Source organism: Cytobacillus dafuensis (genome assembly GCF_007995155.1).
GTDB classification, from domain to species: domain Bacteria; phylum Bacillota; class Bacilli; order Bacillales; family Cytobacillaceae; genus Cytobacillus; species Cytobacillus dafuensis.
In genome coordinates this window covers 2,459,937-2,478,236 of record NZ_CP042593.1, presented here as the reverse complement: position 1 = coordinate 2,478,236, position 18,300 = coordinate 2,459,937, and the positions used below count along the sequence as shown (strand labels likewise).

Annotated in this window: 21 protein-coding genes; 14 read left to right on the top strand and 7 right to left on the bottom strand. The window is 36.2% G+C overall.

What is annotated here, in order from left to right; genetic code table 11:
• Window positions 1-2 precede the first annotated feature (2 nt).
• Window positions 3-824: an NAD(+) synthase gene (nadE, locus tag FSZ17_RS11745; RefSeq protein ID WP_057770578.1), complete on the top strand. Its 822-nt coding sequence runs from the start codon at window positions 3-5 to the stop codon at window positions 822-824.
• Between the two features lie 104 nt (window positions 825-928).
• Here the strand turns inward: nadE and FSZ17_RS11740 are convergent, their stop codons facing one another.
• A complete protein-coding gene (locus FSZ17_RS11740; RefSeq protein WP_057770576.1) occupies window positions 929-1,381 on the bottom strand; it encodes a cupredoxin domain-containing protein in 453 nt (150 codons plus the stop codon).
• Window positions 1,382-1,587: 206 nt separating this feature from the next.
• Between FSZ17_RS11740 and FSZ17_RS11735 the strand changes: the two genes are divergently transcribed.
• Window positions 1,588-2,517 carry a glycine-rich domain-containing protein gene (locus FSZ17_RS11735; protein WP_057770574.1) on the top strand — a complete coding sequence of 310 codons (930 nt, stop codon included), beginning with the start codon at window positions 1,588-1,590 and terminating at the stop codon, window positions 2,515-2,517.
• 227 nt (window positions 2,518-2,744) lie between these two features.
• Entirely contained in the window at window positions 2,745-3,890 is a 1,146-nt protein-coding gene (locus FSZ17_RS11730; protein ID WP_057770571.1) for a D-alanyl-D-alanine carboxypeptidase family protein, read from the top strand.
• A 24-nt stretch (window positions 3,891-3,914) separates the two neighbouring features.
• On the opposite strand, the gene modB is transcribed toward FSZ17_RS11730, so the two are convergent.
• Together modB and modA are read right to left on the bottom strand one after the other, a co-directional pair.
• Complete coding sequence (gene modB / locus FSZ17_RS11725; RefSeq protein WP_057770569.1) at window positions 3,915-4,574, bottom strand: molybdate ABC transporter permease subunit; 660 nt, start codon at window positions 4,572-4,574, stop codon at window positions 3,915-3,917.
• Window positions 4,575-4,579: 5 nt separating this feature from the next.
• Window positions 4,580-5,410: a molybdate ABC transporter substrate-binding protein gene (gene modA / locus FSZ17_RS11720; RefSeq protein ID WP_057770567.1), complete on the bottom strand. Its 831-nt coding sequence runs from the start codon at window positions 5,408-5,410 to the stop codon at window positions 4,580-4,582.
• Window positions 5,411-5,528: 118 nt separating this feature from the next.
• Here modA and FSZ17_RS11715 point away from each other — a divergent pair, with 118 nt between their 5' ends.
• On the top strand, window positions 5,529-6,455 hold the full coding sequence (locus tag FSZ17_RS11715) for a substrate-binding domain-containing protein (RefSeq protein WP_146846448.1): 927 nt from the start codon (window positions 5,529-5,531) through the stop codon (window positions 6,453-6,455).
• A gap of 687 nt (window positions 6,456-7,142) precedes the next feature.
• Here the strand turns inward: FSZ17_RS11715 and FSZ17_RS11710 are convergent.
• A complete protein-coding gene (locus tag FSZ17_RS11710; RefSeq protein WP_057770563.1) occupies window positions 7,143-7,388 on the bottom strand; it encodes a YkuS family protein in 246 nt (81 codons plus the stop codon).
• A 113-nt stretch (window positions 7,389-7,501) separates the two neighbouring features.
• Between FSZ17_RS11710 and FSZ17_RS11705 the strand changes: the two genes are divergently transcribed.
• Window positions 7,502-7,639, top strand: coding sequence for a YuzL family protein (locus tag FSZ17_RS11705; RefSeq protein ID WP_082625204.1), 138 nt, complete (start codon window positions 7,502-7,504; stop codon window positions 7,637-7,639).
• A gap of 69 nt (window positions 7,640-7,708) precedes the next feature.
• On the opposite strand, the gene FSZ17_RS11700 is transcribed toward FSZ17_RS11705, so the two are convergent.
• Complete coding sequence (locus FSZ17_RS11700; protein ID WP_057770561.1) at window positions 7,709-9,328, bottom strand: ABC-F family ATP-binding cassette domain-containing protein; 1,620 nt, start codon at window positions 9,326-9,328, stop codon at window positions 7,709-7,711.
• 300 nt (window positions 9,329-9,628) lie between these two features.
• Here FSZ17_RS11700 and FSZ17_RS23920 point away from each other — a divergent pair, with 300 nt between their 5' ends.
• Window positions 9,629-9,763, top strand: a complete 135-nt coding sequence (locus FSZ17_RS23920; RefSeq protein ID WP_267128879.1) for a hypothetical protein — start codon at window positions 9,629-9,631, stop codon at window positions 9,761-9,763.
• Window positions 9,764-9,854: 91 nt separating this feature from the next.
• Here FSZ17_RS23920 and FSZ17_RS11695 read toward each other — a convergent pair whose 3' ends face one another.
• Window positions 9,855-10,454, bottom strand: a complete 600-nt coding sequence (locus tag FSZ17_RS11695; RefSeq protein WP_057770559.1) for an SCO family protein — start codon at window positions 10,452-10,454, stop codon at window positions 9,855-9,857.
• A 163-nt stretch (window positions 10,455-10,617) separates the two neighbouring features.
• Complete coding sequence (locus tag FSZ17_RS11690; RefSeq protein WP_057770557.1) at window positions 10,618-12,102, bottom strand: aldehyde dehydrogenase family protein; 1,485 nt, start codon at window positions 12,100-12,102, stop codon at window positions 10,618-10,620.
• A gap of 400 nt (window positions 12,103-12,502) precedes the next feature.
• Here FSZ17_RS11690 and FSZ17_RS11685 point away from each other — a divergent pair, with 400 nt between their 5' ends.
• The 8 genes from FSZ17_RS11685 to FSZ17_RS23715 all read left to right on the top strand — a co-directional run bounded on the left by FSZ17_RS11685 (window position 12,503) and on the right by FSZ17_RS23715 (window position 18,215).
• Window positions 12,503-13,099 carry a 4Fe-4S dicluster domain-containing protein gene (locus FSZ17_RS11685; RefSeq protein ID WP_057770555.1) on the top strand — a complete coding sequence of 199 codons (597 nt, stop codon included), beginning with the start codon at window positions 12,503-12,505 and terminating at the stop codon, window positions 13,097-13,099.
• A gap of 108 nt (window positions 13,100-13,207) precedes the next feature.
• The gene (gene napA, locus FSZ17_RS11680; RefSeq protein ID WP_057770553.1) at window positions 13,208-15,748 is read left to right on the top strand and encodes a nitrate reductase catalytic subunit NapA; all 2,541 of its coding nucleotides are present in this window, start codon (window positions 13,208-13,210) and stop codon (window positions 15,746-15,748) included.
• Window positions 15,749-15,764: 16 nt separating this feature from the next.
• The gene (locus FSZ17_RS11675) at window positions 15,765-16,178 is read left to right on the top strand and encodes a nitrate reductase cytochrome c-type subunit (RefSeq protein ID WP_057770550.1); all 414 of its coding nucleotides are present in this window, start codon (window positions 15,765-15,767) and stop codon (window positions 16,176-16,178) included.
• A 55-nt stretch (window positions 16,179-16,233) separates the two neighbouring features.
• Window positions 16,234-16,497: a chaperone NapD gene (locus FSZ17_RS11670; protein WP_057770548.1), complete on the top strand. Its 264-nt coding sequence runs from the start codon at window positions 16,234-16,236 to the stop codon at window positions 16,495-16,497.
• Window positions 16,494-17,048, top strand: coding sequence for a 4Fe-4S dicluster domain-containing protein (locus FSZ17_RS11665; protein ID WP_057770546.1), 555 nt, complete (start codon window positions 16,494-16,496; stop codon window positions 17,046-17,048). The genes FSZ17_RS11670 and FSZ17_RS11665 overlap by 4 nt, the downstream gene beginning before the upstream one ends.
• A gap of 22 nt (window positions 17,049-17,070) precedes the next feature.
• Window positions 17,071-17,289, top strand: coding sequence for a twin-arginine translocase TatA/TatE family subunit (gene tatA, locus FSZ17_RS11660; RefSeq protein ID WP_057770544.1), 219 nt, complete (start codon window positions 17,071-17,073; stop codon window positions 17,287-17,289).
• A gap of 48 nt (window positions 17,290-17,337) precedes the next feature.
• Window positions 17,338-17,961, top strand: a complete 624-nt coding sequence (locus tag FSZ17_RS11655; RefSeq protein ID WP_228460179.1) for a 4Fe-4S binding protein — start codon at window positions 17,338-17,340, stop codon at window positions 17,959-17,961.
• Window positions 17,949-18,215 (top strand): 4Fe-4S binding protein, encoded by a 267-nt coding sequence (locus tag FSZ17_RS23715; RefSeq protein WP_057770540.1) that lies wholly within the window; start codon window positions 17,949-17,951, stop codon window positions 18,213-18,215. Before FSZ17_RS11655 ends, FSZ17_RS23715 begins: the two co-directional genes overlap by 13 nt.
• Window positions 18,216-18,300 lie beyond the last annotated feature (85 nt).

Sequence of the window (18,300 nt, the reverse complement as noted above, 5' to 3'; positions counted from 1 at the left end):
AGATGGTTTTACAAAATGAAATCATAAAAAATTTACATGTTAAAGCAAACATAGATCCAAAAATAGAAATCCGAAAGCGCATTGATTTCTTAAAGGATTATCTTATAAAAACAAAAGCAAAAGGGTATGTGCTTGGAATTAGCGGAGGACAGGATTCCACACTCGCTGGTCGTCTTGTTCAGTTAGCAGTAGAGGAATTTCGGAATGAAGGAAATGAGGCCATATTTGTAGCTGTTCGACTTCCTTATGGAGTTCAAGCAGATGAAAATGATGCACAAATGGCGTTATCCTTTATTAAGGCTGATCATGAATATGTATTTAATATTAAAGAATCGGTAGATGAAATACAAAAGGAGTATAATAAAATTGTAAAAGGCAACCCTATAAGTGATTTTCAAAAGGGGAATGTTAAAGCAAGAATGAGAATGATTGCACAGTATGCCTTTGGAGGCGAAATGGGTTTATTAGTTATTGGAACCGATCATGCTGCTGAAGCTATTACAGGCTTTTTTACTAAATATGGTGATGGCGGGGCGGATGTCACCCCATTAACAGGTTTGACAAAAAGACAGGGGAAGGCACTGTTAAAAGAATTAGGAGCAGATGAAAGATTATATTTAAAAGTTCCAACTGCAGATTTACTCGATCATAAACCAGGACAAGCGGACGAAACAGAGCTTGGCATCACTTATGATGAACTAGATGATTACCTAGAAGGAAAACAAGTAAGAAAAGAAGCGGCAGATAAAATTGAAAAACGCTATCTTTTATCAGAACACAAAAGAAGAATTCCGGCATCCTTACAAGATGAATGGTGGAAATAAACGATTAATTATTAAACCAGCACAAAATCATAAGATAGCAGTGCTGGTTTTTATTTTATGCTTTTTAGTAATATCCCGATGAATGATCTAAATTTAAAACTACACTAGTCTACAACGATATAAGCAATCATTGGTCCGTTTTGTTCTTTACCGTAGTGTGTGTGACAAATTAATCTATAGACCCCTTCTTTTTTGAATTGAAGCGGAACAATCGTATCTTCCCCTTTTTTTACAACCCCTTTAATCTCTGTACCTTCAATTGAGAATGGGTGTTCAGCTCCATTAACTCCCGAAATCACAAGATTTACTTTTTCACTTTTTTCAACAAAAATGGTTCCAGGGTCCCAGCGGTAAGATTCAATTTCTCTTCCATTCGGCAGTTTTGCTTTAAATTCTCCTGTAACCATATGAATCTCTCGAACTTCATCGTTAGACTCTTGGCTAAAAACTGTTACTGAATTATTTTTTGCTAATAACCAAATAGATGCTGATGCAATAGCTAAAAAGAGAACTAAGAACATGATGATGGCTCTTTTTTTCACTACAAGAAATGGCATTTATTTCTCTCCTTCCCTTGATATGTTTGTCCATTATTATAGATATGCCGATAGGGGGCGGGAACTTGTCTAAAATATTTACTTTTTTCTAGAAATGTTCATTCAATAATAATTGTTAGGAGTTTAGACTCAATTCATTTTGAATTACTGTAAAAATTATACATCATTTATATAATTAGGATAATGAATAGGGAGGGGGCTGGAAAATGGTAGGTTTAATCATATTTTTGATCATAATATTTTTTATTTTTTTACTAATAAAAAAGAGAAAGAAAAAAAATCTGAATTTAAGAGCAGAGGCTGTCCCATCATATCTTGGTATATTAATAGAAGAGGGGAAACCAATCGTTAAGCATTTGCATTCTTCTTTACATCGATCTTACAAGAAAAATGTAAAGGAACGAATGCTTCAAAACCATCCAAATTGGAAAGATCATGATTTTGAATGGAGATACTTAGAGTTAAAAAAATATTTTGTATTAAATAGTTTAATAAAATCGGTTCCTATGTTTAGTGAGGCTGTCGATGAGGTTTGGCATGAAATGCTAATGTTTACAAAGGATTATGAAAAATTCTCACAGAATTTTTATAAAGATTTTTTGCATCATACACCTAACTTGAATGTAACACCTATTCCTGGAGAAAGAGCATATTTTGACTGGGTTTATCTAAGCTTATTTCAGCCCAAGAAAAATAGTCAAATACTCTGGGGAGGATTCTTGAAATATCCTATCAAACAAGATATTCTTCAAAATTTTAAAAACCAGACAGAAGATGAACTGCTTAAAATGTATTTTCGAGATTCAGATGACTGGATAGATGTGAAAAAATACCTAATACAAAAAATGAAAACAGAAATTAATCAATCTGAAAATATGATTTATAATAAAAGACAATTTCCATTTACTAGATTAACTTCAGAGAGTGACTTACATCTTTTACTTCCTGCAGCAGTATTTTTCTCTATGTACGAAACAAACCAATTTGAACAACATATGAGTGAGCTAATTCCACAGCAGCTTACAAAATCTGCTGGTGGAAGCTCTTCATGTTCTGGGTTTGGTTGCATTGGCTCTGACAGCAATTCAGACGGTGGTTCCAGCTGCTCTAGCTGTGGAGGGGGATGCAGCAGTTAACAATGAAATAAGCAGAATTTGTTCACAATCGAAAAAAATACTGATATTATTCAATGAAAAAAGTATCTCAAAAGCTGATGATCAGGCTATATGAGATACTTTTTTTACTTTTACTATCCTGAAAATTTTTCATTTTTGTAACAATTTTAAGTCAATTATTTTTTTTTGCATTTTTTTTGGTACAATCATTATTGGACAAAATCTATAGGAAATTGGATGGATTTTTTATGAAAAAAATAATTTTATGTATACTAATTTTAAATCTTTTTACACTTACAATAAATGAAGTCCATGCCGAAGAAGTTTCAATTCCAGAGATTAAGAGTGAAGCTGCTATTCTTATGGACTCTAAAACTGGAGCCATTCTATACGAAAAAAATGCGAGAAATAAAATGTTTCCTGCAAGCTTAACAAAAATTGCTACAGCTATTTATGCCATTGAAACTGGTAATTTAGATGATGTTGTAACTGTTAGTAAGGAAGCAGTTAGTACAGACGGTACAAGTGTGTTTTTAGAAGAGGGAGAACAGGTTCCTTTAAAGAAGTTAATTCAAGGAATGCTCATTAATTCAGGAAATGACGCAGCGATGGCTATTGCAGAACACCTAGATGGTAGTTTAGATCGTTATGAAGAACAAATAAATCAGTATTTACAAGAGAAAGTAAACGTAGAAAATACACATTTTACAAATCCCCACGGATTATTTGATGAAGATCATTATACGACAGCTGAAGATCTAGCATTAATAACGAATTACGCACTCAAGAATGAAACGTTTAGAAACATTTATGGAACGAAAGAATTGAAATGGACCGGACAATCATGGGATACAACACTATTAACTCATCATCTCATGCTGAAAGGCGAGATTCCTTACGAGGCAGTAATCGGAGGAAAAACCGGCTATGTTCCAGAATCCAAATTTACCCTTGCAACAACAGCTAAGAAAGATGATCTAGAGCTGACTGCAATTGTTTTAAAAGGGGAAAATGATAAAGATATTTATGATGACACTAAGAATCTATTTGACTATGGTTTTAATCAGTTTAAGCATTCTCTCATAAGTAAATCTGATGAATTTATTACTAAAGGTAAAACATTTACAACAGGTTTGAAAGACGTAATGGTAACGGTGCCAAAAAGTTCATATGAGAAAAAAATAACTGCAGATGGAAAGTTGAATTTTACTAATGCTGAAGGTGAAATGGTTCAATCTATTCAACTAGTAGAAAATAACAAAATGCAGACTGTCTCTAATCATCAATTAATAAAAAATGATGAAAATAAGACGATGGGCATTTACGGAAAATTTGCATTTATTCTAATTATTCTGGGAGGGCTCGTTATAGCAAGTAAAAAAATAAAACGATAAGCGACATTATGTCTGCTTATCGTTTTATTTTTTTATGTACAACGATATCGATAATAGCATTGAAAATGATATGAGAATCATTGTTAATACAAGAGTCCAAGCTAGGTTCATATTACCAGATTCAATAGACATATAAATAGCTGTTGACATCGTTTGCGTTTTCCCAGGGATATTTCCAGCAAACATTAATGTAGCCCCAAATTCCCCCAATGCTCTGGCAAAGCTTAGGATCGCACCTGAAATAAGCGATTTATATGCAATTGGCATTGTGACAAAACAAAACACATGCCACTCACTAGCTCCATCTACTCTAGCAGCCTCTACAATTGCACGATCAACTTCGGAAAATCCTGTTTTTGCTGATTGATACATAAGTGGAAGAGAAACAATAGTAGATGCAATGACTGCTGCCCACCATGTAAACATGACTGGATGGTTAAAAATAGATTGAATCCATCTTCCCACAGGACTCATATTACCAAATATCACGATCAAAAGAAACCCGATTACAGTTGGAGGGAGGACAAGAGGAAGTAACAGAATTGTTTCTGCTACGACCTTGCCCCGAAAATTGCGATTCGCCATAAATTTTGCTAAAAGTGTTCCGATGACGAAAACAATAACTAATGATATTACAGATACTTTTAAAGAAAGTAGAACAGGTGCTAGAAATTGGTCAGTCATTTACATCATTCCAATACAGTAAAACCATATTTTTCAAAAATATCTTTTGAATCATCTTCTTGTAAAAATTGATAAAAAAGTTCTGCTTCATCCATATGTTTCGTTGCTTTAATTATTCCAACAGGGTATACGATAGGATCATGACTTTCTGGATCAGCTTCTGAAACTACAGTAACTTTATCTGATGTAAGTGCATCCGTTTTATAAACGAGGCCAGCAGCGACATTTCCTGTTTCTACATATGTTAACACTTGTCTTACATCTTTTGCAAAAACAATATTGTCTTGAACTTTATCCCAAAGTCCTAAATGTTCAAGTGTCTGTTTGCCGTAATTTCCAGCAGGTACAGCTTCAGGTGTTCCAAGGGCAAGTTTTCCGTCCCCGAGATCTGCAAGATTTTGAAATCCTTCTATCGAATTCTTCGCATCTTTTGGTATGATTAAAACAAGTGTATTTTTTAACATATCCATCCCTTGATTTTCAGCGATAATCCCTTGTGTGACAAGTTCATCATATTTGTCTTCAGCAGCCGAGAAAAACATATCAACTGGCGCTCCTTGGATGATTTGCTTCTGTAAAGCACCAGAGCCTCCAAAGTTGAATAAAAGCTTAATATTTTTATGTTCTTTTTCAAAAATTGGTTTTATTTCATTAAACGTATCTTCTAAACTAGCAGCGGCAGAGATCGTCAACTCAATAGTTTCTGATGACTCTGTCGATGATTCTTGCTGCTTATCCGTATTACTATCAGGCTGACTGGCTGGTTTGTCTGTTGAACAGCCTCCAAGTATAATCATACAAATAAGCGTAAAAATAATGGAAAATCTAGTTTTCATATTTTTCTCCCTTTCAAGTTATGATTATGTATAACTAATTCTAACTAATTATAACTAAATATAACTAGATATAATAGAAATATTTGTCACATAAATAAAAATAGAGAGGAAAGTTCACATGTCTGACAATAATATTTCGTATACGATAGAAGAAGTTGCTTCATTATTAAAGGTATCCAAATTAACTGTTTATGATTTAATTAAAAAAAATGAATTAACCTCATATCGAGTAGGCAGGCAAATGAGGGTCGATGCAAGTGACCTTGAAAGCTATAAGGAAGGAAAAAAGAATAAAGGAAGGCAGGTAGCGAATAGTGAAGCCATTGTTAATGATAGTCCAAGGACATTTGTTATAAGCGGACAGGATATTGCTCTAGATTTGCTTGCGAAACAGCTAGAAAAAGAGTCAGAAAACATTAGACCTCTTCGATTATATACCGGAAGCTTAAACAGCCTTATATCTATGTACAATAATCAATGCGACTTAGTAAGCCTCCATTTATTTGACGGGGATACAGGCACTTATAATATCCCTTATGTAAAAAAAATCTTAACTGGTTTCCCATTTATCGTCATTAACTTCCTATCAAGATGGGCAGGCCTATATGTACAAAAAGGAAATCCCAAAAATATTACTGGATGGAAGGACCTAAATCGTGAGGATGTCTCGATCATTAATCGTGAGAAGGGATCAGGTGCACGAGTGCTATTAGATGAACAGCTACGCATACAAGGTATGCGTTACAATGAGATAAATGGTTATCAGATAGAGGAAACAAGCCACTTATCAGTCGCTGCGGCTATAGGTGGGGATCGAGCTGACATCGGAGTAGGAATTGAAAAGGCAAGTAAAATAGTTGGTGTAGATTTTATCCCATTAATTAAGGAAAGGTATGATTTAATCCTGTTAAAAAATGAAACGAATGAAGATGTCATTCGAAAAATTAAAGAAATTTTATCTTCTGAAGAAATAAGGAATGAGCTTAGTTTGATGGGGGATTATGATTTATCAGAAACAGGAAAGGTAATCTTTGAAACATACTAACGAAATAAAGTGAAACTTCCATCAGTGGGGGTTTTCCGACGCACAGGACGTGCTAGTGCCGACGTTGCCATAGGACGTGGCGTTCTTAGTCGGCTTTCATCCCCCACTGATGGTTAGTTGAACCAATCACGCTCAAAACGCCACGTCCTGTGGCTTTCGCCTGACTAGGACATCGTGTCCGTCGTCGGGCCTTTACGGGCAGTTGATCCCCCATTACAGAGTTTCTTTGATTCTCTCGCAACCTTGTAATGGGGGTCTTACTGCCCGTTAATCTGCGATCAAAGGCATTGTCCCATAAGGTGTCTGGCATCCATCTAATATACAATATCTAGAATCCCACTCGTTTAATGATTCTCTATATTGTCGGTGATGCCTGACACCTTTGCTTTTGGGACAGTCCCTTTTATGGTTAATAAGAAATTTAAATTTAATTAGATTAATATAGAAAATTTGAAATTCCGATAAAATGTCTGCTAAAAATATCGCATAAGTAAATCTAAGGCATTCGCCGGAAAAGATTTGGCGAACGCCAAGTTTTTCTAACACGTTAAGAAAGTATAAATTGGCAGCGCAGAAGATGATTCGACGTAGTTGCCAATTTTAGGAATTAAGTGTAGGTGCAACTTCGCCTCTGTCTTCGCCTTTCCAAGGCTCGCCAATCGGCGAGTTTTCTTTATACTCGTTTATTTATTGCATCCGCTGCTCAACTTCTTGACAAACTTCATCTGCTGTTAATCCGCTGGCTTCAATAATGGGGGCTTTGGTTGAAACATCTTGCATTCCCATAAAATTCGAATCCACACCACTTACAACGCATGCAGAGCAGTTTTCTACATCCGCTGCAGATTTTAAATCAACAACATCATAACCTTTTTCGCGAAGTGCATCAGAAACATTTGTTAACGACTGTTCAACTGCAATTTTTTTCGTCATCCATTACACCTCCTCCATTGATAGAATGGCTTTTTAGCCATATTTTTATTCTGTGCTTTCCGTGAATAAATTATTGTGAGAAAAGGGACAGTAAAGATGGAGGTGAATTTTTTATGACAAAAAGAAAAAAAGATCCATCTAAAGCTGGATTAAGCTCTCCGGATGTGAAAGGGCAGGGTACAACGAATACAGAAACAGGGGGAAGGACTTCCTCATCGGCCCGCCATAAAAAGAAGAAACAGGATTACTAGCTTCTGATACATGACATGATACATAAAAAAGGAAAAAAATAGCAGGAAGGAGAACCCTTCCTGCGTAACTTATTTATACATTTCAGCAATTTGTTTTTGTAATTCAGCGTTCTCTAAATATTCATCATATGACATTTGTTTATCAATAAAGCCTTTTGGTGTAAGTTCAATTATTCGATTTGCAATGGTTTGAATAAACTGATGGTCATGGGAAGAAAAGATCATTGATCCTTTATAATTAATTAAACCATTGTTTAAAGCTGTGATGGATTCCAAATCTAAATGGTTTGTAGGCTCATCAAGCAAGAGGACGTTTGCCCCGCTTAACATCATTTTTGAAAGCATACAACGAACCTTTTCTCCACCTGAAAGAACACTTGCTTTCTTTAAAACTTCTTCACCAGAAAAGAGCATTCTTCCAAGGAAGCCTCTTAAGAAGCTCTCGCTTTGATCATTAGGGGAGAATTGGCGAAGCCAGTCAACAAGATTTAAATCACTGTTCTCAAAGTACTCCGTATTATCTTTTGGAAAATATGCTTGAGACGTTGTTATTCCCCATTTAAAAGATCCGCCGTCAGCTTCCATTTCACCCATTAATATTTTGAAAAGAGTTGTTTTCGCGATCTCATTTGTCCCAACAAATGCAATCTTATCGTCTTTATTCATAATGAAGCTTACATTATCAAGTACCTTAACACCATCAATTGTTTTGCTTATTCCTTCAACACGTAACAAATCATTTCCAATCTCACGCTCTGGAGAGAATCCTACATATGGATAACGTCTTGAAGATGGCTTAATGTCATCAAGTGAAATCTTATCAAGAAGCTTTTTACGTGAAGTTGCTTGTTTTGATTTCGATGCATTTGCACTAAATCGGGCAATAAATGCCTGTAGCTCTTTAATTTTTTCTTCTTTTTTCTTATTTGCATCTGAAGCCATACGAGAAGCAAGTTGGCTTGATTCGTACCAGAAATCATAGTTACCGACATAAATTTGAATTTTACCAAAATCCAAATCAGCGATATGAGTACAAACTTTATTTAAGAAATGACGATCATGGGATACAACAATTACTGTGTTTTCGAAGTTGATTAAAAACTCTTCCAGCCACGCGATTGCTTTAATATCCAAGTGGTTAGTCGGCTCATCTAAAAGAAGAACATCCGGTTTTCCAAACAATGCTTGAGCAAGCAAAACTTTCACTTTTTCAGAACCGGATATGTCAGCCATTTTCTTCGTATGAAGATCTTCCTCGATACCAAGTCCTTTAAGTAGAATAGCCGCTTCAGATTCTGCCTCCCAGCCATTAAGCTCAGCAAATTCACCTTCAAGCTCAGCAGCTTTCATCCCATCTTCATCTGAAAAATCAGCCTTCATATAGATGGCATCTTTTTCCTGCATGACCTCATATAAACGAGCATGACCCATAATAACGACTTTTAATACTTCGAAATCCTCGTATTCAAAGTGGTTTTGCTTTAATACTGCCATTCGTTCACCAGGACCTAAATGAACAGTTCCAGTCTGTGATTCAATTTCTCCTGATAAAATCTTTAAAAATGTTGATTTACCCGCACCATTTGCACCAATTAGACCGTAGCAATTGCCTGGTGTAAATTTAATATTAACGTCTTCAAAAAGTTTGCGATCACCATAACGAAGACCTACATTACTAACAGTTATCATTTATTTATATTCCTCCATAAAACATAATCTATAAAATTATACCACTTTCAGTTCGAAATCGCTATTTCCTAAAGAAATCTTGATCATTATTTAATAAAAAAATCAAATAAATACAGGAGATCATTCATAAAGATAGAATATTAATAAAGAAGTACTTTATGGAATTTAACTGATTAACATTTTTATTCTTGAAACAATAATTTTTAAAAAATTCAACAATATATTAAATAGTTGTTCATAGTTTTTTCATAATTTTCTTGTACAATTAAATCATTCAGGCAGGATAAAGGAGTTTTTATTGTGGCCAAAAAACAGCTCGTTGAATTAGTAAATCGATTAAAAAAAGCAGGGATTAATGTTAGCTTTACAAAGCCGAGATCAAAAATGCTGATCGCTTTTCCTCAAAACAAGAGCTTATCAACCAGCACAAATTAAGCTGAAAAATAAAAAATCGTTGAGCGATGATTCGTTCAACGATTTTTTTTTTTTCAGCTTATAGGAATGTTTAAGTTTATTAACGTACTAATTAAATTTCTGACATAATTTTTTTGAAAATATCATCTTTGTTAAAATCTTCTCCCATTGGGAATCTCTTAATAAACTTATTGTTTTCATCGAGTAAATAAACAAAAGTACTATGGACAAAGAAGCCATCGCCAGGGTCTCTGTACTGAAATTGAAAAGTTTCTGCTAGCTCACGAATTTCCTCTTGATCTTTCTTAATATTATTTGGATCTCCAGTGAGCATAGTCCAGTTTCCATCATCTTCAATTTCGAACGTATTCATATATTTAAGCATTTCTTCAGGTGTGTCTCGATAAGGGTCTATACTGATGGTTAAAAATTCAACTTCTTTCCCGAATACTCCCTCTTTTTCTAAATCATTCTTTAAAAGCTTCATTTTTTGCGTTGTCGTCGGACAAATATCAGGACAATGAGTATACATAAATTCAACTAGCTTTACTTTCTTATTCGATTTAGAAAAATCATATACCTCATTATTCATAGTTACAAGTGTGGTATCATCCGGTATCTTAGAAGTCATATCACGAACGATAAAAAATGAAATACCAGCAGAGATTCCTAAAAAAACAATAATTCCACATATTATATATACTTTTTTCATTATTTCCCCTCCCTATATAAGGATAATGAAAAAGTATGAAAAATCATATGGATAATATGTGAACTTATCACGCTCAAAATGCCACGTCTTGTGGCTTAGCGATCAAATAAGAAAAGCCAAAGGAAATAATAAATACTTCCTTTGACTAAAGATTAATCGTATTTTACTTCATTGAAATCCAGACGCTTTTCACTTCGGTATAGTTGTTAAGCGCATATGATCCCATTTCTCGACCAATTCCGGATTGCTTGTAGCCTCCAAAAGGAGATGCAGCATCAAAGGCATTGTAACAATTTACCCACACAGTACCGGCACGAAGCTTATTGGCAATATAATGAGCGTTTGCTATGTCACGAGTCCATACTCCAGCAGCTAGCCCATACTCGCTGCTATTTGCTCGATTAATGAGTTCATCGAGATCTTCATATGGTAAAGCAGAAATGACTGGACCGAAAATCTCTTCTTTTGCGATCGTCATGTCGTCATTAACATCAGCAAAAATAGTAGGGGAGACAAAGTACCCTTGTTCTTGAGGCTTCTCACCACCAACAACAAGCTGTGCACCTTCATTTAATCCTTTTTCAATAAAGCCTAAAACACGATTTTGCTGTTCAATTGATACAAGCGGCCCAATCTCTGTATCAGAATGAAGACCAGCACCTTGTTTAATCTTTTTCGCATGTGCAGCCATATCAGCAACGACATTATCAAATTGCTTCTTTTGAATAAAGACACGTGAACCAGCACAGCAAACTTGCCCCTGATTAAACATTACTCCATTTAAGGCACCTGGGATCGCTCTTGACAGATCTGCATCAGGAAGTATGATATTAGGGGATTTTCCGCCTAATTCGAGTGTTACACGCTTCAATGTTTTTGATGCTTTTTCCATTATCATTTTCCCAATTTCAGTTGAGCCAGTAAAGGCAATTTTGTCGACTAATGGATGATCAACAAGCGGCTGACCAGCAGTTTCACCAAAGCCAGGAACAATATTTACAACACCTGGAGGGAATCCGGCCTCTTGAATTAATTCAGCTAAAAATAGAGCGGATAGTGGAGTTTGCTCTGCCGGTTTTAAAACAACAGTACATCCTGTTGCAAGGGCTGCTCCTAATTTCCACATTGCCATAAGGAGAGGGAAGTTCCAAGGAATGATTTGTCCAACAACTCCGACAGCTTCATGACGAGTATAGTTAAAGAAAGGACCATTCACAGGTATCGTTTGTCCCACGATTTTTGTACTCCAGCCTGCATAATAGCGCATATGTTCAATAGCTAGAGGAATATCCGCATTCGTAGTTTCACGAATTGGCTTTCCATTATCCAAAGTTTCTAATTGAGCTAATTCAGCACTATTCGCTTCCATTAAATCAGCAAGTTTGTACATGAGACGGCTTCTTTTAGCAGATCCCATTTTAGACCATGGTCCTTCATCAAATGCCTTCCTTGCTGCACGAACTGCAAGATCAATATCTTCAGGACCGGCTTCGAAAACGTTAGCGAGAACCTCACCAGTGGCTGGATTATAAGTTTCAAATGTCTTCTGAGACTTGCTTTCAACAAATTCTCCATTAATATACAAATGTTTCTTACCATTTAGAAATTTTTCTACCTTCTCTTTTAAACTAACAGTTAATTGGCTCATAATACTCCTCCTTAAAAATTGTATTCTATGTATTTCATGTTGAAAATCATGAGAAGATTGTACGCATGTGAACGCTTACAATTCTATGTTAACACTATGAAAATTTGATAATCAACGAATAGTTGAACAAATATTCTGACATTAATCGACATTATTTCATCAGGTCGTAAATTTTAAACCTTTTAAATTTTGTCAGAAGAATGGCAAGAGTTTGAACTAAAAGCGAAATTCTTTTATGAATGAAGCGAAATGCTAGAATTGACGCGATTATTAGTATTTTTGAACATTCTGTGATCTGTGGAAAATATCACAGAACTACTTTTTGGTAAATAATACGATAAAGAAAAGATATTTAAAATACATAACGAAATGAGATGTTTAAATAAGGGAGGCCAATTCAATGAAGGGTACAGGATATATTAAATTGTTTATTGGTGGCCTTGCCGCTTATGAACTTCTTGGCATGATGAGAGCAGGAAATAAAACAGTACTGCGCCCTCCTGGAGCAGCTGATGAAGATGAATTTCTTGCCCTATGTGTAAGATGCGGAAAGTGTAATCAGTCCTGTCCCTATGACTCTATCAAGATGGGGAAAGAAAACTTAGGCTTCGGAATAGGCACTCCATATATAGAACCAAGGGATAATCCATGCAGACTTTGTGATGACTTTCCTTGCGTCAAAGTTTGTCCAACAGATGCATTATCAGGAATTAATAATGTATACGATGTTGAAATGGGTACAGCAGTAATTGATACAAAGGCATGCATAGCCTACCAAGGTATGAGGTGCGAGGTTTGCTATCGCGAATGTCCCTTAATAGACGAAGCTATTAAGCTAAATATATATGTGAAGCCCGATGACCCAACACATGCTGTATTCGCTCCCATTATTAATCCAGAAAAATGTGTAGGCTGCGGTATTTGTGAAGAGAGATGCGTTATTGATGATCCTGTCGCGATAAGAGTCAAACCACGAGAAATTAAAGGGTTATTTTAGAACAGGTTTTTAGTGGCAAAATCAAGTGATTGAATAAATCCAGCTCACATATTAGCCACTTTAAATATATAGATAAAGTTTCTTCATTTAAAGGGAGGAAAGTAAACTATGGAATTATCTAGAAGAACCTTACTAAAAGCAACCGCAATCTCCATGACAATGGCTGCTGCTGGTTGTAAAAAGAAAGAAGCGAAACCTGCTGGGACAGAAGTCGCTACAGCAGTAGAAAGTACGGAACCAGATGAGTGGAAATCAACCGTTTGCAGATTTTGCGGTACAGGCTGTGGCGTACTAGTTGAGATCAAGGATGGAAAAGTTGTTGCGACAAAAGGAGATCCGGATAATCGTTCAAGCAGAGGTCTTAACTGTATTAAAGGGTTTTATGTTGGAAAAATCTTATTCGGGAAAGATCGCTTAACAAAGCCACTTATCCGTGAAGACAAGTCGAAAAAGGGCACAATGGAAGGTTTTCGAGAAGCATCTTGGGAAGAAGCACTGGATCTTGTAGCGAAAAAATTGAAAGAAAATTATGAAAAGGATCCTAAGTCAATTGCATTTTGGGGTTCAGGCCAACAAACAATTATCGATGGCTATGTATCTGTTAAACTTTGGAAAGCTGGATTATTAAGCAATAATATTGATCCGAATGCCAGACTTTGCATGGCCAGTGCAGTTACCGGTTTCATGTCTACTTTCCAATCTGATGAACCAATGGGCTCTTATAAAGATTTAGATGAAGCAGATGTTTTTGTCACATGGGGTGCTAATATGGCTGAGATGCATCCTGTTCTGTTTTCACGTTTAACAGCTAGGAAGCTAGCAAATCCAAGCGTTAAACTCTACGACATAACCACTAGACATTCTCGGACTTCTGAAGTAGCAGATTCTGTATTAGTATTTAGACCGCAGTCAGATTTAGCAATCGCAAATGCTATTGCAAACTATCTCATTCAAAATAAAAAATACGATCAAAAATTCGTAGATGAACACCTCCAGTTCAGAGCAGGAACAGAGAATTTAGGTCATTCTTTTAAAGATGATTATGATGTAACGGATGGGAAAGATGCGGATAAAGTTTGGAATATCACCTTTGAAGAATATAAAAAGAGTGTAAGCACTTATACCTTTGAAAAAGCAGCTGAAATTTCCGGAGTTCCTACTGGTGACATTGAAGCACTGGCTAAAGAGTTTGGAGACCCTGAGAAAAAGATTATGTCACTATGGACAATGGGAATGAACCAACATACACGAGGAACATGGATCAATAACCTTGTATATAATATTCATTTATTAACAGGAAAAATCAGCAAGCCTGGAAACGGACCATTCTCATTGACAGGTCAGCCAAGTGCATGTGGAACAGCAAGGGAAGTAGGGGTGTTCTCACACAGACTTCCATCGGATATGGTTGTAGGTAACCCAGAACACAGAAAATATACGGAAATGATTTGGAATTTGCCCCCTGGATATCTTGATCCAATTGAGAAACCAGGATTCCATACCGTAAAAATGTTTAGAGAGCTAGGAAAAGGAAATGTAAAATTCCTTTGGAGCATGTCAAATAACTGGGGTCAAACAATGCCAAAGTTAAACAGGTTCAGAGGGAATGATGCCGATGGAAAAGGAGTTCTAGACGGATTTATCGTCGTATCCGAAGTATACCCAACAAGATCAACAGAATTAGCGGATGTTGTTTTCCCAGCAGCTATGTGGGTTGAACGCGAAGGTCAATTTGGCAATGCTGAAAGACGTACCTCTGTCTTCGAAAAATGCACAGAGCCTCCTGGTGAAGCGAAATGGGATATTTGGACACTTGTCCAAGTTGCAAAACGGGTGCTTGATGGCAGGAAGATTGGGAATAAACCTGCTTTTGATGTGTTGTTTGGAAACATATGGGATTATGATAAAAACGACTTGTTAGAAGATGGCCATGAAGTAAACAGCCGTCTCTGGGCAGAATATCGCTCTTTCACAAACCCACACGAGAGTGAAAACAAAGAAATTCAGGAGCTGGGTAAAAAGCTGAAAATGAAAGCAAAGCAAATGGCTCCATATGAGGAATATTTCAAACAGCACGGAATATGCTGGCCAGTCCGCGAAGTAAATGGAAAATGGGTGGAGACAAACTGGCGTTATGTTCACGGAAAACAGGAAGAAGGATTTGACCAATATGGTGTTGAGGAATTTGGAAAGGTAGGAAAATACAAAGATATTGATTTCTATAAATCTGATGATCATCGACCAAGCGTCATTTTTCGTCCGTTTGAAGATGCTGCTGAGATACCTGATGCAGAATATCCTTTCTGGCTTTGTACTGGACGTGTACTCGAGCACTGGCACAGCGGTTCAATGACTAGGCGTGTGCCCGAACTTCACCGCGCTGTACCAGAAGCATTCTGTGAAATACATCCAAAGGACGCAGAAACGATGGGGATTCAAAACGGAGATATGGTAAAAGTAGTTTCGAGACGTGGAGAAGTTCAAGTGAAGGCCACTACAAAAGGGAGAGGAAATCCTCCTCAGGGACTTGTATATGTACCTTTCTTTGCTGAAGAAACATTAATTAATCTTGTTACATTAGATTGCTATTGTCCGATTTCTAAGCAGCCTGATTATAAAAAATGTGCAGTTAAAATCGTGAAAGCATAAGGATTGAGGTGGAATTATGAGAAGCAAAGAGATTTTATTTGTTGTTGCGTTCATACTAGTCGTTTCGGTCGCAATTGGCTCTACAAAATTATATTCAACACAAACAACAGATACTGATGTAAAAAGTGCAGATACGAAGGAAATTGTAACTGTTCCTCAACTAACTGAGGAAGGCAGAGAGGCTTCTGCAACGATGGTCTTACTAGGTGCTCCGCCGATGCAGCCAGCTGATCATATTGATCGCTGGAATCCAGAACTTCATCATGAAAGCTGTATGACCTGTCATGCTGTTCCAGAAACAGGGGCTCCAACTCCACCACCAAACCATTTTTATGATGAGGATACGAAAGGAACAATATTTAGAGATAATTGTCAGCAATGCCACGCCACACAAAATGATAGTAAATCAGCGTTTAATGACAAAGAATAATAAATTTACAGCATAAGGGAATTCTCAAAATTCAAAGGAAAGCTGGGGGATTAGCATGGTAATATCAGGTATTTATATTGAAACGATTCCAGGAGAAGCATATAAAGCGGCAGAAGCTTTACGAGAAATTGATGGAGTTGAAGTACATCATATTGAAGATGATTTCAAGATCGTTCTGACAATAGAAGCAGAAACCATTAGCAAAAGCTTTGAAATTGCTGAAACGTTTAAACCAATTAATGGCATTCTTACAATATGTTTGGCTTATAGTAATTTTGAAGAGGAACCTGCTTATCAAGAAGCAGTTGGCAACAAATGAATGGAAAAGTAAACAGAAGGCAGTTTCTCTCCATTAATTTGGGAGCAACTGTTGGTTTTTTAGGTAATTTTATCGGAACACAGATTGAGCAGGAAAGAGATTTTTTCAGACCACCCGGCGCACGTAATGAACTAGAGTTTTTAACTTCATGCAGCAGATGTGGAAAATGCAAAGATATCTGTCCAGAGAAAGTTATTAGTCTATTCACTATAACTGATGGAGCCAAGCTTATAAATACCCCTTTTTTGAATCCGAATGAGAACCCGTGTACATTTTGCCGAAAATGTGTAGATGTATGCCCAACTGATGCACTAAGTATAACATGTTTTTTAGAAGATCCATCAATTGGAAAGGCCGCGATTCTTGATAAAAGCTGCATTTCATTCAAAGAGGTTATGTGCGATTACTGTTTTCGTTCATGTCCAGTAAATGGTGCCATTGAATTAATTGAGGGAAAACCAATGATTAGCGATGATCACTGTACGGGGTGTGGAATTTGTGTTACAAACTGCATCTCAGAACATAAAGGAATTCACATTCTAACAATATAAGTCTGAAAAGAGGTTAATCAATATGTTTACAAATATCGGCATTCCAGGTTTAATCCTAATCCTTATATTAGCTTTGATTATTTTTGGTCCAAGCAAGCTACCTGAACTAGGCAGGGCAGTTGGTAATACACTAAAGGAATTTAAATCATCAACAAGAGAGCTAGTTGCTGAAACCGATCAAGAAATCAAATCTGTTAAACATGAAATCGAAGAAGCAAATAAAACTATTATTAAAGATTAATATAAAATCCTTAATTCTTGAGAAAATCCTATTAAGTTAGGAATGAGCATGATGATTAAAAAGGTTATATCAACAAGAAAATGGACAAAGGTCCGAAGAATTGTTCAGTTCTCAATCATCTCTCTTTTTCTCTCACCGTTATTTATTGTTGCAGTAGAGGGAGATAATTTTTTCTTCGGATCACTCGGGTCATCCACATTTTTTGGAATTGTACTGTCAGACCCTTATGCTGCCTTACAAGTAACGTTAGCATCAAAAAAGATGAATTTAGCCTATTTATCAGGAGCATTGATTATTTTCCTTTTCTACTTTGTTTTAAAAGGAAGAGTATTTTGCAGCTGGGTCTGTCCAGTAAATACACTATTAGAGTTCACTGAGAAATTAAGAAAATATTTCAAGGCTCCAGACAAGATTTACAATCGACATTTAAAAAAATATCTTGCAGCTGCTATATTACTCTTATCTTTTCTAGTTGGGGTTCCAGTGTTTGAATTATTTTCACCTATTGGATTCACAATGAGGAATGCACTCTTTACATTTGGGTTTGGCATTTGGATTATTGCGGCTATCATTCTATTCGAACTGCTTATTTCAAAACGGGGGTGGTGTCGTTACTTTTGCCCTTTAGGTGGATTCTATCAATCATTGGAAAAGCAGGAATGTTTAAAGTGAAATTTAATCATGATGCATGTGTAGGGTGCGATAAGTGCCGTTCGGTCTGCTTTGCAGATCCAGTTATTTTAGAACCAGGTATTTTTAGGGAGAGTAAATATGTTGTGGCTGGTGATTGCAGTCTCTGTGGCGCATGTGTAGATCATTGCCCATTCGATGCACTGAAAATTACGGCTCAAATGCCGCTTTCACTCAAAAAAGAAAATAGCAAAATTGATAAGGAATGTGTAGATAAGGAAGGAATTGCTAATTGATATCAAATCAAATAATTAAATATATATTTTGTGGCAAAATCATATCGGTTTTGCCTTTTTTAGTTTTTCTTATACTCATCATCTA